This window comes from Roseicella sp. DB1501, from assembly GCF_013112485.1.
In the GTDB taxonomy this organism is placed as follows: Bacteria; Pseudomonadota; Alphaproteobacteria; order Acetobacterales; family Acetobacteraceae; genus Paracraurococcus.
Genome location: NZ_JABFHG010000011.1, coordinates 1 through 21,961, shown reverse-complemented (window position 1 = coordinate 21,961; position 21,961 = coordinate 1). Strand labels below are relative to the sequence as shown.

Below are 21,961 nucleotides of genomic sequence, written 5' to 3'. Positions count from 1 at the left end.
CTCCGCTCCCCCGCGACGTCCAGGAAGCACGATGACCGCCAATCCCACCGCCTGCCTGCTGATCATCGGCAACGAGGTGCTCTCGGGTCGCACCCGCGACGCCAACCTGCAATTCCTGGCGACGCGCCTTGGCGAGATCGGCATCCCGATGCGCGAGGCGCGCGTCATCCCCGATGTCGAGGACACCATCATCGCCACGGTGAACGAGTGCCGGGCGCGCTTCACGCATGTCTTCACCACCGGCGGCATCGGCCCGACGCATGACGACATCACCAGCGAATGCGTCGCCAAGGCCTTCGGCGTCCCCTGGGAGGTGCATGAGGAGACGCGCGCCATCATGGCCGCCGACTATGCCCGGCGCGACCCGCCGGTGGAGATGAACGCCGCCCGGCTGCGCATGGCGACGCTGCCGCGCGGCGCCGTGCCGATCCGCTGCGGCGAGACCACGGCGCCCGGCTTCTCGATGGAGAACGTGCATGTGATGGCGGGCGTGCCCCGCATCATGCGCTCGATGTTCGAGGCGCTGGCGCCGGGCCTCGCGGGCGGCCAGCCCATCCGCTCGCACACCGTGCATGCGGATTACGTCTATGAGGGCCAGATCGCCGAGGGCCTCGCCGCCATCCAGGCGCAGTACCCGGCGCTCGACCTCGGCAGCTACCCCTATTACCGCGGCAAGGGCGGCGGCGTCGCGCTGGTGGCGAAGGGCACGGATGGCGCGGCGGTCGAGGCGGCCGCCGCCGCCTGCCTGGCGCTGCTCGCCCGCTTCGGCGAGGCGCGGGAGGGTGAGCCGGCACCCGAATGACGGACAGCGAATGAACCGGCGCAGCCTGGCCGCCGATCTCAGATCGGCGCCGGCTCGCCGTTCGGAATGCCGAGGAACCGTGCCAGCCGCACTGCGGTCTGGCCCGGCATGACCCGCAGGCTCGGCATCACCAGGAGGCAATCGTCGTGCGGCGTGCGGATCTCCTCCTCGCCGTCGAGGGCGATGAGGGTGTTCCGCTCCGCGACGACATGGCCGCCACGATAGGGCCGCAGGAAGGCGAAGCCGGGGCTCCGCACCGTCACCGTGCGCGTGACCCGGGCGATGCGCGGCGTAGGCCCGGCGGACGGCGGCGAGAGGAGCGGCTCCCCGGCGGCGGCGAGGCCGGTCCGCCGCAGCAGCTGCGCCGCGACGGCCTCCATCATCGCGACCGTCTCCGCCTCCCAGTGCGAGCCGGCTTCCAGCAGCATCGCGGTGCAGCGCCCCGCCGGGTCGGAGAAGCGCGCATAGTCGATGATGCGCGGCCCGGCATGATGACCCTCATCGGCCACCACAAGCGCCGGCAGGCCGAGGCTGTGCGCCAGCTGCGCCGCGCGCGGCGACGTGCCGGTCAGGAAGAGCGGCTCGGACGGCCAGAGCATGGAATGCAGGTCGAGCAGCAGGTCGACCGTATCGAGCAGCGGCCGCAGCGCCCGGGCGCGCCGCAACTCGTTCGAGCGGCGGCCGCCGGCGAGGGTCTCCTCGTCCCAGAGCCGGTTCAGGTCCTCGTCGATGAAGCGGCTCGCCGTCGGGTCCTCGGCATCGAAGCGGGCGAGCGCATCGAGGTTGCCGAGGATGAGCGAGAGCCGGCCGCGCCGGGGCCGCAGCCCGCCGCGCAGCCAACGGTCGAGCATCACCGCGCCGCCGATCTCGTTGCCATGCGTCGCCGCCATCACCGCGACATGCGGGCCCGGCGCGGCGGCGGTGAAGCTCCAGACGCCGGGCATGGCGTTGCCGCCGCGCCAGGGCTGCAGGTCGGGCGGCGCGATCCGAACATCGAGCCGCGGCCGGAGGGGCAGCGGGCCGCTTTGCAGCAGCGCCGCCAGGGCGGGGGTGAGCTGGTCCCGCTCCTCGCTCATCCGGCCGCCAGCGTGCCGCCGAGGCGGTCGAGCACATCGAGGCAGGCGGCGATCTGCTCCTCCGCCACCCATTCCTCCGGCTGGTGCGCCTGGGCGATGTGCCCCGGGCCGCAGACGATGGTGGCGATGCCGGCCGCTTCGAAGAAGCCCGCCTCGGTGCCGTAGCTGACGCGCGCGACGCTGTTGCGGCCGGTCAGCCGCTGCACCTCGAGGGCGAGCGTCGCATCCTCCGGCAGGTCGAAGGCGGGCAGCAGCGAGCGCGGCGTGATGGTGGCGCCGACGCCCGGCGCCACGGCGCGCAGCGGCGGCAGCACCGTCTCCTCGAGGAAGCGGCGCAGCCCGGCGACCACCGCCTCGGGGTCGTCGCCCGGCACGCTGCGGACCTCGAAGGCGAAGCTGGCATGGTCGGGCACCATGTTGAGGCCGGTGCCGGCCTGGAAGGTGCCGACATGCACCGTCGTCCAGGGCGGCACGAAGCCCTCGGCGCGGCGGCCGGTCGCGGCGAAGTCGCGGGCGCGGGCGCTGAGCCAGGCAACGCCCTCCGCCGCCGCCTGCAGCGCATTCGCCGTCTCGGTGGTGCGGGAGGAATGCCCGGACAGGCCGGTGACCGTGACGTCCCAACTCGCATAGCCCTTCTGCGCGATGACCGGCGCCATGCCGGTCGGCTCGCCGACGATGCAGGCGGCGGGCGGCGGCAGATCCTCGCCGAGGCGCGGCACCAGCGCCCGCGCGCCGGCGCCGGTCGTTTCCTCGTCATGCGTCAGGCAGAGATGCACCGGGCGCCGGAGATCCATGGCGGCGAAGCGCGGCAGCATGGCCAGCGCGCAGGCGGCGAAGCCCTTCATGTCGGCGGTGCCGCGGCCGATCAGCCGGCCGCCCTCGCGCCGTAGCTGGAAAGGGTCGGCGCGCCAGTCCTGGCCGTCCACCGGCACGCAGTCGACATGCGCCGACAGGGCGATGCCGCCCGGCACATGCGGCCCGACCACCGCGTGGAGATTCGCCTTCTCCCCCGTGCCGTCGAGCATCACGCGGCTCTCGACGCCTTGCGCCGCGAGCCAGGCTTCCACCCATCGGATGAGGGGCAGATTGCTGTTGCGGCTCGTCGTGTCGAAGGACACGAGCCGCTGCAGCAGCGTGACTGCCTCTTCATGCATCCCTTGTCTCCCATGGGCAGTCTATACGCGGCGCGGGCCCCGGCAATCCGGCGACACCGCCGGATGCGCCGCGAAACCGCCCGATGCCGCGGCGGTGAAGCCGCCCAGGGCGGGTGCGGGCGCGGCGCGGCCGGGCGGTCAGGGTTCGACCATCCGCTCCACCCAGGCGCAGTAGCGCCCAGCGCTGCGCGCGAGGGCGGGTTTGCCGCCTGCCACGATCTCCCGCTCGTGGAAGGCGCCGTAGATCGCCTCCCAGTCCAGGGCGAGGCATTGCGCGGTCATGCGTCGTATCTCCGCCGGTGGCAGCGGGATCAGGCAGGGGTAGCTGCGCATGAAGCCGATGAAGCGGCGATCGGGCAGCACCTGCAGGATGTCGCCCGAGAGCAGCGCCCCCTTGCCGTCGGCGCCGCCCCGCCAATGCGCCACGGTCCCGCCGGCGAAATGCCCGCCGAGCCGGTGCAGCGTGATCTCCGGCAGCACGGCCGCCGACTCGCCCTCCCAGAAGCGCAGGCAGGGATCGGGCCGCGCCACATGCGCGCGGTCGGCCGCATGCAGCCAGACCGGCACGCCGAAGGCGTGGCCCCATTCGACCATGGTCGAATAATAGTGCGGATGGCTGATGGCGATGCCGGCGAGGCCGCCGAGCGCGCCGATGAGGCCGGCCGTCGCCGCGTCCAGCAGCGCGATGCAGTCCCAGAGCAGGTTGCCCGCGGGCGTGCGCACCAGCAGCGCCCGCTGGTCGATGCCGAAGGCCGGGACGCTGCGCAGGGCGAGCAGCCCCGGTTCCAGCTCGCGCCAGGTGTTGGCATGGCCCGCGCGCAGCGCCTCGAGCGTGGTCCAGCGCTGGCCAGAGGCCGGCACGTATTGCCGTTCGTCCTCGCAGATCGGGCAGCGCGGCGGCGGCGTCTCGCTCGCCGCGAATTGGGTGCTGCAGGTGGCGCAGAGGAAATGCGGCATGCGGCGCCTCCGCCGGATGGGGGTCTTTGCCCGGCTGTCAGTCGCCCGTCAGCCGCCCTGGCGGTTGCGCGCCTCGCCGACCAGCCTCTCGAGCGTCGCCAGGTCGACGGCGCCCGGGACCAGGCTGTCGCCGATCACCAGCGCCGGCGTGCCCTGGATCTTCAGCGCGCCGGCAAGGCGCGTATTCGCCTCGATCCGGCGGGCGATCGCCGGATCGTCCATGTCGCGGCGCAGCCGCGCCCAGTCGAGCCCGACCTTCTCCGCCTCGCGCTTCAGCACCGGCTCGGTCGGGTCCTCGCGCAGCCGCATCAGCGCCTCGTGCAGCTCGGCATAGCGGCCCTGGCGCTGCGCCGCGAGCAGGGCGCGGCTCGCCAGCAAGCTGTTCGGGCCGAGGATCGGCAGGTCCTTCAGCACCAGCCGCACATCCTTCTGGCGCTGCAGCAGCGCGTCCATCGCCGGTTGCATCTGCTTGCAATAGCCGCAGCGGGCGTCGAAGAACTCGACCAGCGTCACCTTGCCCTGGGGGTTGCCCTTCACCGGATCCTCGGCATCGCGGAACAGCGCCGCCGCATGCTCGGTGATGGCGGCGCGCTGGGCGCCCAGGCGCTCCTGGTTCTCCGCCTGCTCCAGCGCCACCAGCGCATCGCGCAGGATGCTCGGATCCTGCTTCAGCGCATCGCGCAGCACGGCGATGACTTCCTGGCGCTGCGCGGGCGTGAGGCCAGGCCCCGCCGTCTGGGCAAGCGCGGGCGAGGCAAAGGCGAGGCCGGCCAGCAGAACCAGCCGGGATAGGCGCATCATCGTGCTCGTCTCCGGACCATGGCGGCTGCGGCCGCCCTGCGCCCGGCTTAGGGTGTCGCGCTTCGGCCGGCGAGGCAAATCCTGTTCGCCGATCCTATGTGCCGATCCTGGCCGCCACACGGCCGGGCGCGTTTCCGCGCGATCCCGCGGTTGCCGGTGGTGGCGAAGGCGTTTATGGGCCGCGCCTGCACCTGCGTGCGCCGCGCCGCGGTCGGGCGGCGACCGCCAGGGGTGTGCGCCGGCCACCTGTGCGAGATGGGGCGCGCGAGGTGAGGCGCGCGCAGCGGGAGACGCCGCGCCGGCGCGTGAGATGGGGACCAGGGACGCCAGCATGACGAGCAGCGCCGAGATGAGGGCCCAGGCCACCCAACAGCCGGGCATCGGGTCCCCCGCGCGCGGGATGACGCATCGCCTGCGCGCCGCGGCCCTCGGTCTCTGCGCCCTGGCCCTGCCGGGCTGCGAGACCCTGTCGGGGCTGAATCCCTTCGGCCCGGGCGGGCCGCCCGAGGGCCAGCCCGGCTTCGTCCGCGGCTTCCTCGGCGGCATCGCGGCCGAGGACCCGGCGGCCGCCCTGGCGGGGCGGCAGGTGCTCTCGGCCGGCGGCACGGCGGTGGATGCGGCGGTCGCCGCCGGCTTCGTGATGAGCGTGACCCTGCCCTCGCGCGTCGGGATCGGCGGCGGCGGCGCCTGCCTGGTCTTCGACCCCGACAAGGGCGCGCCCGAGGCCGTGGTCTTCCTGCCTGGCCCGCGCCAGGGCGTGCCGGCCGGCGCCGACCGCCCGGCGGCGGTGCCGCTGCTCGCCCGCGGCCTCTTCGCCCTGCACACCCGCAAGCCCGGCCGGCCCTTCGAGGAGCTGATGGCGCCGGCCGAGCAGCGCGCCCGCTTCGGCACGGAGGTGAGCCGCGGCCTCGCCGCCGATCTCGCCGCGGTCGCCGGCCCGCTGCTCGCCGATCCCGGCGCCGCGGCAGTCTTCGGCCGCCCGGGTGGTGGCCCGAAGCAGGCGGGCGAGACCATGCTGCAGCCGGAGCTCGCCGGCACCCTCGGCCAGCTTCGCCTCGCCGGCGTCGGCGACCTGCATCAGGGCATGCTGGCGCGGCGGCTGGCGGAGGTCTCGCCCCAAGCCGGCGGCAGCCTCACCTTCGACGAGCTGCGGGCGGCGCTGCCGGGGCTCGAGAAGCCCATCGACCTCGCCAGCCGCGGCGGCGACCGCATCGCCTTCCTGCCGCCGCCGGCCGATGGTGGCGTGGCGGCGGCGGCGGCCTTCGAGGCGCTGCGCGGCGGCGCCGATATCGGCGCGGGCGCCGAGCGCGGCCTGGCGGCGGTCGCGGCCTTCCGCAGCCAGGGCGGCGATCCGCGCAGCGTCGTCACCGCGACGAACCTGCCGCCCGCCCGGCTCGGGACGCTGCCGGCCTCGACCGGGCTCGTCGCCTTCGACCGGCGGGGCAATGCGGTCTCCTGCGCCTTCACCATGAACAACCTCTTCGGCACCGGCCGGATGGCGCCGGGGATGGGCTTCCTGCTCGCTGCCGCCCCCGGCCTCGGCGCGGTGCAGCCGCCGCTGCTCTCGGCGGCCATCGCCTACAACCCGAATTTCAAGGCCTTCCGCCTCGCTGCCGCGGCCTCGGGCCAGGAGGCGGCGGCGATCGGCGTGGCCGGGCCGGCGGCGCTGCAGCTCTTCCGGGGCCTGGCACCCGAAGTGGCGATCGAGTCCGGCGCGCCCGGCACCGCCCGCACCCAGCTCGCCGCCTGCCAGAACTACCTGCCCGGGCGGCCGGACCGCTGCCTCATCGCCAGCGATCCGCGCGGCTACGGCGTCGCGCTCGGCGCAGTGGACGAGTAGAGGGGGACGAGTAGAAAGGACGCCATGCCGCTCAAGGTGGGCCGGGGGGCGGAAGCGCCGCCCTTCCTGGTGATGGACGTGATCAGCGCCGCCAACCAGCGCGCCGCGGCGCTGCCGCCCGGCGCGCCGGGCATCCTGCGCATGGAGGTCGGCCAGCCCGGCACCGGCGCGCCGCGCGGCGCCGCCGAGGCGGCGATCCGCGCCCTCTCGGCCGGGCAGCCCATGGGCTATACCGAGGCCTTCGGGCTGCGCAGCCTGCGCGCCCGCATCGCCCGCCACTATGCCGAGCGCTACGGCGCCGCGGTGCCGGAGGCGCGGGTGGCGGTGACCGTCGGCGCCTCGGGCGCCTTCCCGCTCGCCTTCCTCGCCGCCTTCGACCCGGGCGATGCGGTGGCGATGGCCGCGCCCTTCTACCCGCCTTACGCGAATATCCTGACCGCCCTTGGCATGCGGCCGCAGCTCTTGCCTTGCGGGCCGGAGACGCGCTGGCAGCCGACCGTTGCCATGCTCGAGGCGCTGGACCCGGCGCCGGCCGGGCTGATCCTCGCCAGCCCCTGCAACCCGGCCGGCACCATGCTGCCACCGGCGGAGTTCGCCGCCATCGCCGCCTGGTGCGAGCGGCGCAGTGTGCGGCTCATCTCGGACGAAATCTACCACGGCCTCACCTATGGCGAGGTGCCCGAGACGACCGCCGCCGCGGTCTCGGGCAGCGCCATCGTGGTCAACAGCTTCTCGAAATACTTCTCCATGACCGGCTGGCGCATCGGCTGGCTGGTGCTGCCGGAGGACCTGGTCCGGCCGGTCGAGTGCCTGGCGCAGAACATGGTCATCTCGGCGCCGCATGTGGCGCAGGTGGCGGCCGAGGCGGCCTTCGACTGCCGCGAGGAGCTGGAGGCCAATGTCGCGCGCTACCGCCGCGCCCGCGCCGGGCTGCTCGCGGCGCTGCCGCGGGCGGGCTTCGACCGGCTCTCGCCCGCCGATGGCGCCTTCTATCTCTGGGCCGATGTCGGGCACCTGACCAACGACTCGGTCGCCTTCTGCCAGCGCATGCTGGCCGAGGCCGGCATCGCCGCCACGCCCGGCGTCGATTTCGACCGCGACCGCGGCAGCCGCTTCCTGCGCTTCAGCTATTGCGGGCCGGAGGCCGACATGGCCGAGGCGCCGCGCCGGCTGGCGGCTTGGCTGGGACGGCAGGCTCAGCCCGGCCGCGGCGGCGCATCCCGGCCGGTGAGATAGCCGGCGAGGCCGAGGGCGAGGGCGGCCGCCAGCACCCCGAAGGCGATCGGCCAGGCCTGTCCCGCCGGCGCGAAGGCGACCGCCCAGCCCGTCAGCGCCGGCAGCGCCGCCGAGCCGAGCGTCTGCGCCAGGTTCACCGTCGTGGCGCCGCGCCCGACCAGATGGTCGGGAAAGAGCGAGCGGCCATGCGCCACCACCACCACCGGATAGCAGGAGAGGAGGCAGAGCCCGACCAGCAGGACGATGGCCGCCGGCAGGGGCGGGTGCGGCCAGGTGGCGAGGGCCAGCAGCACCAGCACCGCCCCGCCGGCCATGCCGGCGACCAGCCATTTCCGCGTGTTCAGCCGCCGCTCCAGCGGCCCGATGCCGAGCAGCCCGGCGACCATCGCCAGCCCCATGCCGAGCAGCACCATGCCGCGCGGCCCCGGCGCCAAGCCATAGGCCTCGGCCAGCCAGGGGCCGGCCCAGACGGCCAGCACCGTCGCCATGGCGGCATAGCCGACGGAATGCATCGCCAGCACCGGCAGCAGCCCGGGCGTGCGCCAGACGGTGAGCTGGCCGCGCAGCGCCTGGAGCAGCGTCTCGGCCGGGCGGTGCGGCGCCGGGCGGTCCGGCGGGTCGTCCCGCACCCAGCCCCACCAGAGCAGGGCGAGGCCGAGGGTGACGAGGCCCGAGAGCGCATAGGCGCCGCGCCAGCCGATCGCCCCCGCCAGCGCCGCGAAGGGCGCGCCGGCGAGCAGCACGCCGCCCTGGCTGAGGGCGAAGACCCGGGCCAGGGCGGTGGTCAGCCCCGCCCCGGCATGCCAGCGGGCGCAGAGCACGACCGAGGCCATGAAGGAGGCGGCGCAGCCGAGGCCGAGCAGGAAGCGGGCGGCGAGGAACCAGCCGGCCTCCGGCGCCAGCGCCTGGCCGAGCGCCCCGAGCGCCGCCGGCGCCGCCAGCCAGGCGACGGTGCGGCGCGGCCCGATGCGGTCGAGCGCCAGCCCGACCGGCACCTGCAGCAGCAGCAGGGCGAGGAAGAAGGCGCCGTTCGCCGCCCCAAGCAGCCCCGGCCCGGCCTGCAGCGTGGCGGTGAGCTCCGGCCCGACCACGCCGAGCGCGGCGCGGTGGAACTGGCTCGCGCCGGTCATCAGCGCCAGGGCGACCAGCAGCTTCGCGGCGGGGGCGAGGCCGGTCAGGGGCCGCGCCAGGCTGGTCTCGCCCGGCATCAGGCCGCCACCCCGAGCGCCTCGTGCAGCCGTCGCGCCCCTTCCGGGGTGAGGCGCAGGCGGCGGCGGGCCAGCGGGTCGCCCTCCCGCATGCCGGGCAGGCGGGCCACCCAGTGCCGGCGCAGGCAGCAGGCGGCGAGCTCCCGCCCCAGTCCGCCGGCGAGATGCGGCCGGCGCTCCGACCAGTCCATGCAGTCGCAGGCGAAGCGGCGGGCGCTGCGGGCCGCCGGCAGGTCGATGCCGAGCGCGGCCAGCCCCGCCTCGCCGGCCGCGGTGGCGGCCCAGCCGCCGGGGGAGGGGGCGATCCAGCCGCGCCCCGTCAGCCCGGCATGCAGCGCGACACCGAGTCGCCCCGCCATATGGTCGTAGCAGAGCCGGGCGGCGCGGAATTCCTCGCCATGCGGCCAGCGGCGGGGCGGCGGCGCGACCGCGGCGGCGAGGCCGCCCAGCGTCTCGATCGCCGCCGCTACCTCTTCCGAGGCGAGGCGGTGGTAGCGATGGCGGCCCTGCGGATGCACCGCGACCAGCCCGCCCTCGACGAGTCGCGCCAGATGCGCGCTCGCCGCCGGCGCGCCGATGCCGGCCACCCGGGCGAGCTCGCCCGCCGTCAGGGCTTCGCCCGAGAGCAGGGCCTGCAGCATGGCGGCGCGCGGCGGCTCAGCGAGCAGGGCGGCGGTGGCGGCGAAGGCGGCGGGGCTGGTCATGATGGCGGCAGCCTAGCCCGGTCCTGGCCGCGGCGCTTCGGGGCCGGGCGAAGGACGGGCAGTGCCATGCCGTGGCAGGCTGGCGCGTCGAGGGACGGGAGCCAAGGGCCATGATCGCGGTGATCTTCGAGGTGGAGCCGGCCGAGGGCCGGATGGAGGCCTATCTCGACCATGCGGCGCGGCTGCGTCCGGTGCTGGAGGCGATGCCTGGCTTCATCTCCGTCGAGCGCTTCCGCAGCCTCAGCGACCCGCGGAAGCTGCTGAGCCTCTCCTTCTGGGAGGATGAGGCCGCGGTCGCCCGCTGGCGGGCCCAGGCCGCGCATCGCGGCGCGCAGGCGGCGGGACGGGACGGGATCTTCGCCGGCTATCGGCTCCGGGTGGCGGCGGTGCTGCGGGATTACGGCATGACGGAACGGCGGGAGCAGGCGCCGGCGGATTCGCGGGCCGTCCATGGCGGCGGCTGAGCGTCCGAACGACCGCCGCCAGGAATTGTCGCCACCGATGCAAGTTTGACTGGCGAATGATCGCGAAATCTCGAGAATAACGCTTGTCGGGTTCCTCACATTTTCGTATGCAATATGCGGATCGCGCATTTGTGAGGACTGAAGATGAGCGCCGCCCATCGCCCGCTGTCCCCCGCTGCCTCCGCCGCGCAGGCTCGCCGAACCACCCTTGCCACGATCCTCGCCCATAAGGCGCGGTGCCAGGATTTGCCGAAACCAGGCGAGGCCGAGGTCGCGGCCCTTGTCGCCGCCTTCCAGGCCCGCGGCGGCCAAGTGACGCAGTGCCCGCCCGTCTGCGTCCTGCCGGTGCAGAACGGCGCCGGGCTGAAGAACCCTTGATTTTCCCGCTCATTCCCCTTTCATGCCGGAGCTTCATTCATGTCCCAGGTCATTCCCCTCCGCCCGCTCCCGATTCCGCCCGCCGCCGACATCCCGGCCCTGTCCGCCCGGTTGATCCAGGTCGAATCGGCTGAGACCGAGGATGAGGACCTGTTGGACCTGCTGCTGGAGGCCGAGACGCGCACCCTCGCGGCGCTGGCCGATGCCCGTGCCGCCACCATGGCCGAGGCGGTGCTGAAGCTGGCGACGGTGGTGCGCCGAGCCGGCGACGAGCGCGACGGCCCGCTCTCGGAGGAGGAGGTGGAGCTGCTGCGCTCCACGCTGCGCGACCTGCAGCAGATGACCGAGGCCGTGCCAGTCGCCGTGCGGGCGTGAGGCCAGCGGCATGAATGGGCCATTCATGCCGAGCGCCCGATCGGCATAGCCAGAATTCACCGGGCAAACCGCCCGGTGCCCCGGGGATAGCGATGGCGGCCGTTGATGTGCCGACATCAACGGCCGTTGGTATGAGGCCGGCCTGTGCCTGCCCTGCCGCGCAAGCGCCGTGGATGCGGCGGCCGTCCATCCCACCGTCATGCGGACCGTCGCCGTAATGGCACCTTCGGGACATGACCAGGGCGCCGCATCGCGCGCCTGACCGGCCGACACCACAACCCCATCCGCCGATTGCAGGCTGGACGCCGGAGCATGGGGCCGTTCGCGCGGCATGGCCTCCCACGCTCTGGACCATGATCCGCCCACACGGGGTCACGGATCATGGTCCAGGCCGTTGTTTGATCGCGTGAGTCGCGCTTTTCGGTGTTTCCACCCCAAGCGATCACGCTCCAGGCCAGTCCTGGACCGCGCCTGGCGGGGAGCCTGGCGGCTCCCCTTACCGTTTCCACCAGCCGCGACGGCGCGGCGCGGCGTCGTCGAGCGCGTCGATGCTGACCGGCTGGATGATCTGGCCCTGGACGACCTCCGGCTCCGGCTGTGCCTCCGGCGCCGATACCGGCTCCGATGCGGCCGGCGGCTCGATCGGCGCGGTGGCCTGCGGTTCCGGCGCATCCGCCGCCACGGCGGCGGCCGGAGCCTCGGCCTCGGGCGTCGGCGCACCATCCTCGGCCTGAACATCCGCCGGTTTGGCATCCGCCTCGGCCGGCGGCAGCATCGCCGCTTCGGTCAGGCCGGCTTCCGGCGCGGTGGTGATGGCCTCGACCTCGGGCGGCGCCTCGGCGGGAGCCGCCGTCTCCTGCTCCACGACCGGCGCCGCCGCGGCGGTGGCGCGGGCCCGGCGGCTGGCGGCGGCGGCCGCCTCGGCCGCGGCCTCCGCGGCTTCCATCGCGGCGAGGATGTCATCGACATGCCCGGCGAAGGGGTCGGCCGGGGTCGGGCCGGAATAGCGCGCGGCCACGGGCTGCGCCGGCCGGGCCGGTGCCTCGCCTTCCGCGCGGCCCTCCGGCGCGCTGCGCCCGCGGCGCCCGCGGCGGCGGCGGCGCTGGCCCTGCTCGCCCTCGGCCTCGCCACCGGGCTCGGTCCCCGCCTCGACGGCATCCGCCGACATCTCGCCCGCGGCCGGCGCCTCGGCGGGGGCGGAGGGCTCGGCGCCGGTCGCGGCTTCCGCCTCGCCGTCCTCACCCTCGGCCTCATCGCCCTCCGTCTCGCCGGCGGCCTCCTGCGTGCCCTCGTCGGACCGGGTCCCGTTGGTGCGGCGGCGGCGACGGCGGCGGCGGCGGCGGTTGTCCCGGTCGCCCTCGCTCTCGCCCTCGCCCTCCGCCGCGGCCTCGGCCTCCGTCTCCTCCGCCTCGACCTCCTCGGCCTCCTCCGGCTCGGGCTCCGGCGCGTAGTCCATGCGCAGCGCCGCCGGCGGCGCCTCGATCTGGCGGCCCGGATCGGCGGCGCGCAGCCGCTCGATGCGCAGGCCCGGCGGCAGCAGCGTGTCGTCCGGCTCGAAAACCACGGACATGCCGAAGCGCGCCTCGATCTGCGCCAGCTTGTCGCGCTTGCGGTTCAGCAGGTAGAGCGCGCAGCTGCTGTGCACATGCACCGCGATCTCCGAGGCGCGGCGCCTGGCGCCCTCCTCCTCGATGGCGCGCAGCACCTGCAGGGCGCTGCTCTCGACCGAGCGCACCTGGCCGCGGCCCTGGCAATGCGGGCAGATGACGAAGGTGGTCTCGGTCAGGCTCGGCCGCAGCCGCTGGCGCGACATCTCGAGCAGGCCGAAATGGCTGATGCGGCCGACCTGGATGCGGGCGCGGTCGTGGCGCAGCGCCTCCTTCAGCCGGCGCTCCACCATGCCGTCATGCTTGCTCGACTCCATGTCGATGAAGTCGATGACGATGAGGCCGGCGAGGTCGCGCAGGCGGAGCTGGCGGGCGATCTCGTCCGCCGCCTCCAGGTTGGTGCGCAGCGCCGTGTCCTCGATATGCCGCTCGCGCGTCGAGCGGCCGGAGTTCACGTCGATGGCGACCAGCGCCTCGGTCTGGTTGATGACGACGTAGCCGCCGGAGCGGAGCTGCACGGTCGGCGAATGCATGGCGTCGAGCTGCTGCTCGACCTGGTGCCGCGCGAAGAGGCCGCCGTCGCGGAAGAGCTGGATCTTGCGCGTCTGCTGCGGCATCAGCATGCGCATGAACTCGCGCGCCTCGCGGAAGGCGTCCTCGCCATCCACCAGCACCTCCTCGACGTCGCGCGAGAAGACGTCGCGGATGCTGCGCTTGATGAGGTCCGCCTCCTCGTAGATCAGCGCCGGCGCGGTGGATTCCAGCGTGCGCTCGCGGATGCTGTCCCAGAGGCGGAGCAGGTACTCGCAGTCGCGCCGGATCTCGGGCTTCGGCCGCTGCGCCCCGGCGGTGCGCACGATCAGGCTCATCCCCTGCGGCAGGCCGAGCTCGTCGATCACCTCCCGCAGGCGCTTGCGGTCGGTGGCCGAGGTGATCTTGCGGGAGACGCCGCCGCCGCGCGGGCTGTTCGGCATCAGCACGGAGAAGCGGCCGGCGAGCGAGATGTAGGTGGTGAGCGCCGCGCCCTTGGTGCCGCGCTCCTCCTTGACCACCTGCACCAGCATGATCTGCCGGCGGCGGATCACCTCCTGGATCTTGTAGTGGCGGAGGAAGCGGGGCGGGATGCGGCGCTCGCGCGAGACATCCTCGGTGCCCTCGCCGCCGATGGTCTCGGGCGGCGGCGCATCCTCCTCCTCCGCCTCCTCGGCGGCGTGGTGGCGGCCGGCATGGCCGTCATGGCCGTTGCGATCGTGACCGTTGCGCAGCGGTGCGCCGAGCTCGGGCTGCTCGCCGAGGCCGCGGGCCAGCGGCGCGGCCTCCGTCGCGGGCGGCTGGAACTCGCCCTCGGCAGCGGCCGGCTCCTCCTCCGGCGCCGTGGCCTCGGCGGGGGCGGCGGTCTCCGGAGCGGGCTCGTCCGGCCTCTCCATGGCCGGGACGTCGGGGCCGACGGCGGCCAGCTCGGTGCTGGCCAGCGTCTCGTCGCTCGCCGCGGGCATCGGCGCCTCGGCGGCGTCCTGCCGGTGTTCGTCGTCCGCCTGGCTTACGTCCCCTTGGGCTTCGTCCCCCTGGCTCTCCTCCCCCTGGCTCTCCTCCCCCTGGCTCTCCTCCCTTGGGGCGTCATCATCCTGGGGCGAGGTCGGCGCGGCCTCGGCCTCGGAGGGTTCGGCCTGTGCGTGCCGGGCACCGCCCTCGGCGCGGTCCATGGCCGATTCCGGCGCCGTATCCTCGTCCTCCTCCTCCTCGCGCGCCTCGGCGGCCTGCATCTCGAGCAGGCGCTGCCGGTCGGCGACAGGGATCTGGTAGTAATCGGGATGGATCTCGCTGAAGGCGAGGAAGCCGTGCCGGTTGCCGCCATACTCGACGAAGGCGGCCTGCAGGCTGGGTTCCACCCGGACCACCTTGGCCAGGTAGATGTTGCCCTTGAGGGGCCGCTTGGTTGCGGCTTCGAGGTCGAATTCCTCGAGCCGGTTGCCGTCCAGCACCACCACGCGGGTCTCTTCCGCGTGGGATGCGTCGATCAGCATGCGCTTGGTCATTGAAGCGGTGGCTCCGCGCCGGCCGGCGCGGAGGCGCGGCACGGCGGATCGGGGTGGCGTGGCCCGATCGAGGACGACTGCGCGGCGCCGACACCCATCATGCTGACTTGCGTCATGCAGGTGTTCCCATGCGCCGGCGTCCCGTCCTCTCTCGGCGGGGCAGCCACGGGACACCGGCACGCCGATCGCGGCAGGCAGCGGTCCCCCGGGACGCCCCAGGTTCGTGCCCACGCGCAAGGCGCGACGCCCGCAATCGCGCGGGCGAAACGGCGTCGGTCACGCTGGCACCGGGAGCAGCCCCGTGTATTCCAGGGACTGCCGAGGGTCATGGCGCGACAGGTCCCGCAGGAGCGGAGAGGGCGAGCCGGACGGCCCCGGAAGGGGCGGACCCGACATGGCAACCCGGCGAAACGCGGGCGCGGTTGTGAACCGCCACCCCAAGCCAGGCCATTGCCGCGCGCCGCATCCTCGGCCCCCCGGATGCCGGGGTTACGCCTGCCGGCGCGGCTGCGCCCAGATCTCCGCCGGCAGCGGGCGCCGCCGGGGCGAATCACAATAGGCGAGGGGGGGCCGGTTTCACAAGGCTGCTGGCGGCGGGGCGGGCTGAAGGCCCGTTGCCGATTCGCCACGGCGGTCCCGCAGCCCTTGCCCGCGGGGCCGAATGCCGGTGCCTTCATAGCCTGCCTGTCCGCCTCGCAACCCTCCGACCGCATTGCCGGGGCGCAGGGCAAGCACGTCCTGCCGCGGCTGGAGGCCGTGATCGCCGGCACGGGTCCCGAACGGCACGGGCATGGCGCCGCCCCGGTCCGGAATGGTAGACCACGCCCTGCATCTTCGGGGGATGATGCAAGGATGGGGCAGAGTTCGACCGGACCAGGGGACGGGTCCGGGCCGCTGGAGGGAGCCTGCGGCGTGACGGCGGGGGAGGGATCCTCCGATCTGGGGCGGCCCGATCTGGGACGACGAGGGCTGCTCACCCTCATGGCCGCCGTCCTCGCGGGGGCGGCGGGGGCCGGGCCGGTTCTCACCGTGGCGCGGGGCCGCACCCGGCTGACGCTGCCGCTGGCGCATGCCGCGCCATGGCGGCTCTCGGCCGCGCTCGACCCGCCGCGCCTGCTGCTCGACATGCCGCAGGCGCCGAAGGGCTGGCCGGCGCGGCAGGCGGGCAAGGGGCTGGTGACGCGGCTGGAGCAGCACCGTCGCGGCAGCGGCCACCGGCTGGCGATCCTGCTGACGCGGCCGGTCGCCCTGCCGGTCACGCGCGTCTCCAGCCATGGCCTGATCATCGAGCTGGCGCCCGGGCCGGCCTCCGGCTTCGCGCGCATCGCCGATGGCCGCAGCCTGGCGGCAGCGGCGCGGCCGCGCACCAGCCTGCCGCTGGTGGTGCTCGATCCCGGCCATGGCGGCAAGGATCCCGGCGCGATCGGCGTCCGCGGCACGCAGGAGAAGCGCATCACCCTGGCGGCGGCGCTCGAGCTGAAGCGGCAGCTCGAGGCGGGGGGGCGATGCCGCGTGCTGCTCACCCGCTCCCGCGACGTCTTCATCCCGCTCGGCCAGCGGATCGAGCTGGCGCGGCAGCGGGAGGCGGCGCTGTTCCTCTCGCTGCATGCCGATTCCGCGCCGGGGGCGCGCGGCGCCAGCGTCTACACCCTGTCGGAGACGGCGACCGACCGGTTCTCGGCGGCCCTGGCCAGGCGGGAGAACGCTGCCGACCAGCGCGGCGGGCTGCGCCTGCCCTCGGTGCCGCCGGAGGTGCAGCGGATCCTGCTCAGCCTCATGCGGCAGGAGACGCGCTCCGGCTCGGAGCAGCTGGCGCGCTTCGCGGTGGCGGCGCTCGGTGGCGAGGTGCCGCTGCTGCCCCATACCCACCGGCGCGCCGGCTTCGTCGTGCTGAAGGCGCCGGACGTGCCCTCGGCGCTGGTGGAGATGGGCTTCCTCTCGCATCCGGCGGATGAGGCGGCGCTGAACCGGGTGGACCACCGCAAGAAGCTCGCCAAGGCGCTGGCCGAGACGATCACCGCCTATCTCGGCACCCGCCACGCGGCCCTTGCGGAACTCTGACGATTTTCCTTGCAGCGCCCCATGCTGCGGTGCAACATGACGGGGAGCGATGGGAGGAACGGCAACGCGGAGTTGTCACCCATGGTCACGTTCCTCGTCAGCACTGCCCTCCTCGTCTGCGTGAACATCGCAGTCGACCATGAAGCCCGGCGCGAGGGCTTCGATGAGCAGAGGGGTGGCGTGCATCTCGGCACCTGATACGGCGTGCGGGGAGGGGCCCGGCCTCTCCCCGTGGCCCGTGCCCGGCGGAGGTCAGCCCTGTAGGGCCTCGGCATCCGCCAGCAGGCGCCGCAGCCGCGCCTCCAGGCTATGGGCCCGGAGGATTTCGGCGCGGCCGGCCGCGGCGATCGCCTCACGCTCCTGCGGCCGCGCAAGATAATGGGCGATCAGGCCTTCCAGCACCTCCGGCCGGTCGGGCGGGTAGTAGACCAGGTGCCGGCGATCCTCGAATTGCGCCATATTCGCAAGGCCGCTGGGATGGTCCATGGCCGGCGTCAGCAGCAGCGTGCCGCAGGCCATCACCTCGGTCACCTTGGTGACCAGCAGCCGCGAATAGGCCGGCAGGTTCACGAAGATCCGGGTGCTGCAATAGGCCTCGGCCAGCCGCGCGAAGCTGCGGACCGGATCCGGATCGGCCACCGGTGCCATGCGGGCGAGCGGCAGGCCGATGCGCCGCAGGTATTCGACGCGCTTCGGGTAGAGCGAGCCGAGGAAGGCGGCGTCGTGCCGCTTCGGCACCGGGCGCGGCGCGAAGAGCACCGGATCGGCGCCGAAGGGCAGCCAGGTGCCGCCGAACTCCATCGCATCCTGCGCCGCCGGGAAATAATGCCGGTCGGCCAGGGCCCGGTAGCGGCCGAAGGGGAAGTCGCGGTCGTCCCGATGCGCCGATTCCGCGTACCAGGCGAGCTTCGGCATGGGCAGCGCCGCCCAGGCGGCGCCGTAGCGCTGCTCCAGCATCTCGCCATACCATTCGACGGCGCCGAGGAGGATGAAGTCAGCCCCGCGCAGCGCCTCGACCGGCGGGCCGCCCGCGCCCGGATGGCCGCAATCCATCACCTGGTAGCCCATGGCGGCGAGGGTGAGGGAGATCCCCTCGGCGCAGCACCAGGCCGAGCCGACCCGCGCGGTGCAGTGGAAGACCGCGACCCGCCGGATGCTCATGGCCCGGCCCGGTCGAGATGCGCCAGCGCCCGGGCGAGGCCCTCCGGCAGCGGGATGGCGGCGCGGAAGCCGAGCGACTCCTGCAACCGCGTATCCCCGCCGCGGGCGAAGACCCCCTCCGGCTGCCCGGCGAGGCCGCGCACCGCCGGCCGCCAACCGGCCAACTCGGCCGCCATGGCGGCGAGGTCGGTGAAGCTGGTCAGGATGCCGGTCGAGAGGTTGACCGCGCTGCCATCCTCGATCCGGTCCATCATCGTCAGCACGCCGCGGATGCAGTCATCGACATGGATGAAGTCGCGCATCTGCCGGCCGCTGCCCCAGACGGCGAGCTCCGCCGCGCCGCGCCCCGCCAGCACGCGGCGGCAGATGGCCGGGAAGGGATAGGCGGCGTCCTGGTCCTCGCCGTAGCCGGAGAAGGGCCGGAAGCAGACCGTGCGCAGCCCGTGCCGGGCATGGGCGAGGCGGGCGAGGTATTCGGCGGTCAGCTTCGCCCAGCCATAGGACATGTCCGGTATCAGGTAGCACCTGCCACCACGCCCCACGTGCGAAGACCCGCAATGTTTCGTGCGTGTTGAGTTTGTTGGCTGGCCTGCTGGCGAGCGGCTTATTCAACAATGCTCGCGCCGTAGAAGTCTCGCTTAATCAGGAAGTCGCTTGCGGTCGCGTTGGTGGGCGCGATGGGAACCGACTTGATAGAACCAATGCGCTCGCCCTTCAGGCCGATGGTGTAGGCGAGGCCAGTTCGTGCTTGTGCCCCGCCATTGCCCGCGTCCCTGTAGGTCGTACAAACGTACAGAAGCGGGATCACCGTATCACCCCGTGGGCCGGTATCAGGCATTACACTGCGTTCCAAAACGCCTTCGCTTATGCGCACCTCAAATGTGCGCGTTTGGGTTTCGTCGGGGAACAGGGCAAGAGGCGCCAGGAAATCATCGCGCGCTCGTTCGCATGCGGGCGTTATCTCTGTTACCGCAGAGCGGGGCACTCCGAATTCCAACGCGCTGCCGAGGGCCGCAACGCGTACGTCGGTGGCGGGCGAGTGGCCTACGTTCTTCAAAGTTACGCTGATTTCGAACTGCCCGCCTTTGGCGTTGAAGGCAATAGGCGTTTCCATTTTGGGCTCTATGGCAATCCAAGCTCTGTTGGTGGTGACGGCCGCGTTGAGCTGTCCTTGGACCGAGAGCGATTGCCACACGGAGGTTACGAGCACGGCGCCGGCTACAATCGTGGACGCCAAAGCCAGACGGGCAACGTTCTCGTTGCGCGCATCCTCCTGTGGGCGCTGTCGGCGTTCTTCGGCGCTCTGGCGTTTATACTCCTCGAATATAGCTTCAAGCGCGCGGGCCGTTCGGTCACTGGACTCAACCCGGTCATCACGGGGTTGGGGCTGCTGTGCGGCGGTTTTGCTATCCTCCCTCTCACGCCCATCGCGCTTTGGCCCGGGACGCCCCTGCTCGTCGCTTTCGTCGCGTTTGCGTTGGGCGGCTCGGTCCTCGGCTTCACGTTCCGCTGCCTTGGCCCAGTCTGGTTGATCCCGCTGGCTTTCTTGGTCGCCGTTAGTGGCGGTACTGCGGCGCTGATCGGTGTCATACCTTGGCTGAGTTGGGTGGCGCCCATGTGAGCGACTGCCCGCCATGTACGCGAACAAGCCGGCGCCTGCCGCGAGGGCTGCTAGTAGTGGCCGCAAGGCGCACCTCAGCGTTCTCGTCACCTATGACGTTGCCCTACGGCGCGGAGGGCTCAACACGGCGAATGGGCTTTGTGGGCATGATTGACCGCCCTCCTTGCGCAATTTATCGCTTTCCCATGGCACCTCGGACGACTTCAGCGACCGAAGAGAGTGGGAGCACTCCCATTTCTCCAGACATCGCTGCGGCAACGGAAAAGAAGGAGCCTGCGCGTGGATTTCTGCAGTCAGCACGAAGGGACCTTAATGACGAGGAGGTGGCAGTACCAGCTGTTGCTCGTTTTTTGATTGCAGACATTGAGCGCCTTGAACAAGACAATGCTGAGCAAAAGAAAATCGCATCCTTATACCACGATCAAAGAGTGGAGATTGCAAGACTATCTGAGCAGAACAAAAAGTCAAAATGGATTGATATTTTGTCGTATGTTTGTCTGGCAGTGGGTTCTGCAGGGCTTGGCGCATCCCCTAGCTACCTTTCAATAGTCAATGCATGGTCGCTTGGGGTTGTATTTTGCGTACTATCCGCAATTCTTGTTATCACCGGTGTGCTTGCGAAGGTACTCTCATGACTCTGAAGATTGTTGGCGTGGAAGCCGCAGGCGATCTTGAGAGTGAACGGGTTGTTCTGCGGGCTGTGGCAGATGTTGCCATAGGTAAGTATATCCTATTATGCACGAGAAGATCACCTGACGGAAAGGTATATAGTGGTCCTGTTAATCACGCCTATTGGTTTGAAACAATTCCTGTGAAGGCAGGAGATTACGTAGTTCTTTATTCAAAGGACGGGCAAAGAAGTGAAAAGCGTTCTGAAAATACGGGCTCTTCGTATTTTTTCTACTGGCGTCAAAAGTCCTCGATCTGGAGTTCTGACTTCAAACCAACTTTGATGCTGGCCTCCACATGGGAGTGGACATAACCAAGTCATGGGAATCCGGAATCAATAATCAAACCTGATTTCCTTTGTCCCTATCGCCTCCAAACATTGGACGAAGAATACAGCCGAAAATCCGCCCCGACTGATCTTATTGGCGATGTTCCGCTCATTCTCATGCACGCCGAGGGCTTCCAGCCGCTCGGCCAGTTCCCGGTAGCCGAGGTTCCGCCGCTTTAGCTCGGCCCGGAGGATGCCCTTCACTTTCGCCTGCCAGTCCGTGTCATCCATGCGCCTCACCGAATCCAGGGTGGATATCATCATATTCGGTGTTTTCTGGCTTGACCACAACGCAGATTATCACCATATTCGATGTATCGACACCGGATATGGCGACATTGGCCCAGCATTTCCTCCTCTCCGCACGCGCAAGGACGCTGACCATCGCGTCCATCCTGCGCATGTCGGACCGGGATGCCGAGGCGATGTTCGCGTCCATCCGTTGGTCCGACACGGGCGGCAAGGCCGTCTGCCCGCATTGCGGCTGCCCCACCTGCTACGAGGCCCGGCGGCCGAACGGCTCCCTGCGCTACCGCTGCAAGGCGTGCCGCAAGGACTTCTCCCTGACCTCGGGCACGCTGTTCGCGCACCACAAGATGCCGCTGCAAACCTACCTGGCGGCCATCGTGATCTTCTGCAACGAGGTGAAGGGCAAGAGCGCCCTGGCCCTCTCCCGCGACCTCGGCGTCCAGTACAAGACGAGCTGGGTCTTGGCGCATAAGCTGCGCGAGGCGATGGCAACCGAGATGAAGGGGAGCCGGCTCGGCGGCAAGGGCGAGGTTGTCGAGATCGACGGCGGCTACTTCGGCGGCTACGTGAAGCCGGCCAACCGCAAGGAGGACCGCAAGGACCGCCGCTTGGCTGTGAACCAGACCGGCAAGCGCAAGTGCGTGGTGGTGATCCGGCAGCGCGACAGCCTGACCCTGCCGACCGCCTTCCCGTCCGAAGCCGCCGCCCTGTCCTTCATCCGCAGCCGCGTCGCGGCCGAGACGGAAATCCACGCCGACGAAGCCAGCTCCTGGGATGCGCTGCACGCCCATTACGTGGTGAAGCGGATCAACCATCAGGTCGCCTACAGCTTGGACGGCACCCACACGAACGGCGCCGAAAGCTTCTTCTCGCGGATGCGCCGGGGCGAGATCGGCCACCATCACCACATCGCCGGGACCTACCTCGTGCGCTACGCCCAGGAAGCCGGCTGGCGCGAGGATCATCGGCGCGATCCGAACGGGGCGCAGGTCAAGCGTGTGGTCGGGCTGGCGATGATGGCGGGGCCGAGCGTGGATTTCTGTGGATACTGGCAGAGGGCGATGGTCAATGGCCCGTCTGTGATCCCCCAAACATAGACTTCACGGCGTAAGCGTCAGCCATCAGTGGCCTTGAGATGCCCGGGCTTGCCTGCCGAGATAGCGGGCATGACGGACGAAGCTGACGTGGCGGAACCGCTCGGAGCGGGTTCTTATGACGGTCGGAAGGGCACGAT

At 71.7% G+C, this 21,961-nt stretch carries 21 protein-coding genes; 10 read left to right on the top strand and 11 right to left on the bottom strand.

The features are described from left to right. Positions 1–31 precede the first annotated feature (31 nt). Entirely contained in the window at positions 32–802 is a 771-nt protein-coding gene (locus HJG45_RS20145) for a molybdopterin-binding protein (protein WP_171614386.1), read from the top strand. Positions 803–840: 38 nt separating this feature from the next. On the opposite strand, the gene HJG45_RS20140 is transcribed toward HJG45_RS20145, so the two are convergent. The 4 genes from HJG45_RS20140 to HJG45_RS20125 all read right to left on the bottom strand — a co-directional run bounded on the left by HJG45_RS20140 (position 841) and on the right by HJG45_RS20125 (position 4,790). Next, the gene (locus HJG45_RS20140; protein WP_171614384.1) at positions 841–1,878 is read right to left on the bottom strand and encodes a succinylglutamate desuccinylase/aspartoacylase family protein; all 1,038 of its coding nucleotides are present in this window, start codon (positions 1,876–1,878) and stop codon (positions 841–843) included. Then, entirely contained in the window at positions 1,875–3,032 is a 1,158-nt protein-coding gene (argE, locus tag HJG45_RS20135; protein WP_171614382.1) for an acetylornithine deacetylase, read from the bottom strand. Before argE ends, HJG45_RS20140 begins: the two co-directional genes overlap by 4 nt. Positions 3,033–3,170: 138 nt before the next feature. After that, positions 3,171–3,989, bottom strand: a complete 819-nt coding sequence (locus HJG45_RS20130; protein ID WP_171614380.1) for an MBL fold metallo-hydrolase — start codon at positions 3,987–3,989, stop codon at positions 3,171–3,173. 48 nt (positions 3,990–4,037) lie between these two features. Further along, the gene (locus HJG45_RS20125) at positions 4,038–4,790 is read right to left on the bottom strand and encodes a DsbA family protein (RefSeq protein ID WP_171614378.1); all 753 of its coding nucleotides are present in this window, start codon (positions 4,788–4,790) and stop codon (positions 4,038–4,040) included. Positions 4,791–5,190: 400 nt separating this feature from the next. Here HJG45_RS20125 and HJG45_RS20120 point away from each other — a divergent pair, with 400 nt between their 5' ends. Beyond that, positions 5,191–6,630, top strand: coding sequence for a gamma-glutamyltransferase (locus HJG45_RS20120; protein WP_171614376.1), 1,440 nt, complete (start codon positions 5,191–5,193; stop codon positions 6,628–6,630). A gap of 24 nt (positions 6,631–6,654) precedes the next feature. Then, the gene (locus tag HJG45_RS20115) at positions 6,655–7,866 is read left to right on the top strand and encodes a pyridoxal phosphate-dependent aminotransferase (protein ID WP_171614374.1); all 1,212 of its coding nucleotides are present in this window, start codon (positions 6,655–6,657) and stop codon (positions 7,864–7,866) included. On the opposite strand, the gene HJG45_RS20110 is transcribed toward HJG45_RS20115, so the two are convergent. Next, entirely contained in the window at positions 7,827–9,074 is a 1,248-nt protein-coding gene (locus tag HJG45_RS20110) for a nitrate/nitrite transporter (RefSeq protein ID WP_171614372.1), read from the bottom strand. The two genes, HJG45_RS20115 and HJG45_RS20110, sit on opposite strands and share 40 nt — an antisense overlap. Further along, complete coding sequence (locus tag HJG45_RS20105; RefSeq protein WP_171614370.1) at positions 9,074–9,778, bottom strand: helix-turn-helix transcriptional regulator; 705 nt, start codon at positions 9,776–9,778, stop codon at positions 9,074–9,076. Before HJG45_RS20105 ends, HJG45_RS20110 begins: the two co-directional genes overlap by 1 nt. 110 nt (positions 9,779–9,888) lie before the next feature. On the opposite strand from HJG45_RS20105, the gene HJG45_RS20100 reads away from it, so the two are divergent. The 3 genes from HJG45_RS20100 (at position 9,889) to HJG45_RS20090 (ending at position 10,995) form a co-directional block, all read left to right on the top strand. Beyond that, positions 9,889–10,242, top strand: a complete 354-nt coding sequence (locus HJG45_RS20100) for an antibiotic biosynthesis monooxygenase (RefSeq protein WP_171614368.1) — start codon at positions 9,889–9,891, stop codon at positions 10,240–10,242. 144 nt (positions 10,243–10,386) lie between these two features. Continuing rightward, positions 10,387–10,620 (top strand): hypothetical protein, encoded by a 234-nt coding sequence (locus HJG45_RS20095; RefSeq protein WP_171614366.1) that lies wholly within the window; start codon positions 10,387–10,389, stop codon positions 10,618–10,620. Between the two features lie 39 nt (positions 10,621–10,659). Further along, entirely contained in the window at positions 10,660–10,995 is a 336-nt protein-coding gene (locus HJG45_RS20090) for a hypothetical protein (protein WP_171614364.1), read from the top strand. A gap of 496 nt (positions 10,996–11,491) precedes the next feature. On the opposite strand, the gene HJG45_RS20085 is transcribed toward HJG45_RS20090, so the two are convergent. After that, positions 11,492–14,638 carry an Rne/Rng family ribonuclease gene (locus HJG45_RS20085; RefSeq protein WP_254452676.1) on the bottom strand — a complete coding sequence of 1,049 codons (3,147 nt, stop codon included), beginning with the start codon at positions 14,636–14,638 and terminating at the stop codon, positions 11,492–11,494. 981 nt (positions 14,639–15,619) lie between these two features. Between HJG45_RS20085 and HJG45_RS20080 the strand changes: the two genes are divergently transcribed. Continuing rightward, entirely contained in the window at positions 15,620–16,699 is a 1,080-nt protein-coding gene (locus HJG45_RS20080; protein ID WP_254452675.1) for an N-acetylmuramoyl-L-alanine amidase, read from the top strand. Positions 16,700–16,951: 252 nt separating this feature from the next. Here HJG45_RS20080 and HJG45_RS20075 read toward each other — a convergent pair whose 3' ends face one another. From HJG45_RS20075 to HJG45_RS20065, 3 genes are all read right to left on the bottom strand, one after another. Continuing rightward, positions 16,952–17,860 carry a glycosyltransferase gene (locus HJG45_RS20075; RefSeq protein WP_171614361.1) on the bottom strand — a complete coding sequence of 303 codons (909 nt, stop codon included), beginning with the start codon at positions 17,858–17,860 and terminating at the stop codon, positions 16,952–16,954. Continuing rightward, entirely contained in the window at positions 17,857–18,366 is a 510-nt protein-coding gene (locus HJG45_RS20070) for an NAD(P)-dependent oxidoreductase (protein WP_171614359.1), read from the bottom strand. Before HJG45_RS20070 ends, HJG45_RS20075 begins: the two co-directional genes overlap by 4 nt. A 98-nt stretch (positions 18,367–18,464) precedes the next feature. Next, the gene (locus HJG45_RS20065) at positions 18,465–19,508 is read right to left on the bottom strand and encodes a hypothetical protein (RefSeq protein WP_171614357.1); all 1,044 of its coding nucleotides are present in this window, start codon (positions 19,506–19,508) and stop codon (positions 18,465–18,467) included. Between the two features lie 113 nt (positions 19,509–19,621). On the opposite strand from HJG45_RS20065, the gene HJG45_RS20060 reads away from it, so the two are divergent. Beyond that, a complete protein-coding gene (locus HJG45_RS20060; RefSeq protein ID WP_171614355.1) occupies positions 19,622–20,116 on the top strand; it encodes a hypothetical protein in 495 nt (164 codons plus the stop codon). Beyond that, positions 20,113–20,463: a hypothetical protein gene (locus tag HJG45_RS20055; protein ID WP_171614353.1), complete on the top strand. Its 351-nt coding sequence runs from the start codon at positions 20,113–20,115 to the stop codon at positions 20,461–20,463. The genes HJG45_RS20060 and HJG45_RS20055 overlap by 4 nt, the downstream gene beginning before the upstream one ends. A 21-nt stretch (positions 20,464–20,484) precedes the next feature. Here HJG45_RS20055 and HJG45_RS20050 read toward each other — a convergent pair whose 3' ends face one another. Then, positions 20,485–20,709 (bottom strand): DUF6471 domain-containing protein, encoded by a 225-nt coding sequence (locus HJG45_RS20050; protein WP_171614351.1) that lies wholly within the window; start codon positions 20,707–20,709, stop codon positions 20,485–20,487. Between the two features lie 107 nt (positions 20,710–20,816). Here HJG45_RS20050 and HJG45_RS20045 point away from each other — a divergent pair, with 107 nt between their 5' ends. Continuing rightward, positions 20,817–21,824, top strand: a complete 1,008-nt coding sequence (locus tag HJG45_RS20045) for an IS1595 family transposase (protein WP_171614349.1) — start codon at positions 20,817–20,819, stop codon at positions 21,822–21,824. Positions 21,825–21,961: the final 137 nt, after the last annotated feature.

Coding starts and splice junctions, on each gene's coding strand:
- HJG45_RS20145 (WP_171614386.1), top strand. CDS start 32: ATGACCGCCAATCCCACCGCCTGCCTGCTGATCATCGGCAACGAGGTG.
- HJG45_RS20140 (WP_171614384.1), bottom strand. CDS start 1,878: ATGAGCGAGGAGCGGGACCAGCTCACCCCCGCCCTGGCGGCGCTGCTG.
- argE (WP_171614382.1), bottom strand. CDS start 3,032: ATGCATGAAGAGGCAGTCACGCTGCTGCAGCGGCTCGTGTCCTTCGAC.
- HJG45_RS20130 (WP_171614380.1), bottom strand. CDS start 3,989: ATGCCGCATTTCCTCTGCGCCACCTGCAGCACCCAATTCGCGGCGAGC.
- HJG45_RS20125 (WP_171614378.1), bottom strand. CDS start 4,790: ATGATGCGCCTATCCCGGCTGGTTCTGCTGGCCGGCCTCGCCTTTGCC.
- HJG45_RS20120 (WP_171614376.1), top strand. CDS start 5,191: ATGACGCATCGCCTGCGCGCCGCGGCCCTCGGTCTCTGCGCCCTGGCC.
- HJG45_RS20115 (WP_171614374.1), top strand. CDS start 6,655: ATGCCGCTCAAGGTGGGCCGGGGGGCGGAAGCGCCGCCCTTCCTGGTG.
- HJG45_RS20110 (WP_171614372.1), bottom strand. CDS start 9,074: ATGCCGGGCGAGACCAGCCTGGCGCGGCCCCTGACCGGCCTCGCCCCC.
- HJG45_RS20105 (WP_171614370.1), bottom strand. CDS start 9,778: ATGACCAGCCCCGCCGCCTTCGCCGCCACCGCCGCCCTGCTCGCTGAG.
- HJG45_RS20100 (WP_171614368.1), top strand. CDS start 9,889: ATGATCGCGGTGATCTTCGAGGTGGAGCCGGCCGAGGGCCGGATGGAG.
- HJG45_RS20095 (WP_171614366.1), top strand. CDS start 10,387: ATGAGCGCCGCCCATCGCCCGCTGTCCCCCGCTGCCTCCGCCGCGCAG.
- HJG45_RS20090 (WP_171614364.1), top strand. CDS start 10,660: ATGTCCCAGGTCATTCCCCTCCGCCCGCTCCCGATTCCGCCCGCCGCC.
- HJG45_RS20085 (WP_254452676.1), bottom strand. CDS start 14,638: ATGACCAAGCGCATGCTGATCGACGCATCCCACGCGGAAGAGACCCGC.
- HJG45_RS20080 (WP_254452675.1), top strand. CDS start 15,620: ATGGCCGCCGTCCTCGCGGGGGCGGCGGGGGCCGGGCCGGTTCTCACC.
- HJG45_RS20075 (WP_171614361.1), bottom strand. CDS start 17,860: ATGAGCATCCGGCGGGTCGCGGTCTTCCACTGCACCGCGCGGGTCGGC.
- HJG45_RS20070 (WP_171614359.1), bottom strand. CDS start 18,366: ATGTCCTATGGCTGGGCGAAGCTGACCGCCGAATACCTCGCCCGCCTC.
- HJG45_RS20055 (WP_171614353.1), top strand. CDS start 20,113: ATGACTCTGAAGATTGTTGGCGTGGAAGCCGCAGGCGATCTTGAGAGT.
- HJG45_RS20050 (WP_171614351.1), bottom strand. CDS start 20,709: ATGGATGACACGGACTGGCAGGCGAAAGTGAAGGGCATCCTCCGGGCC.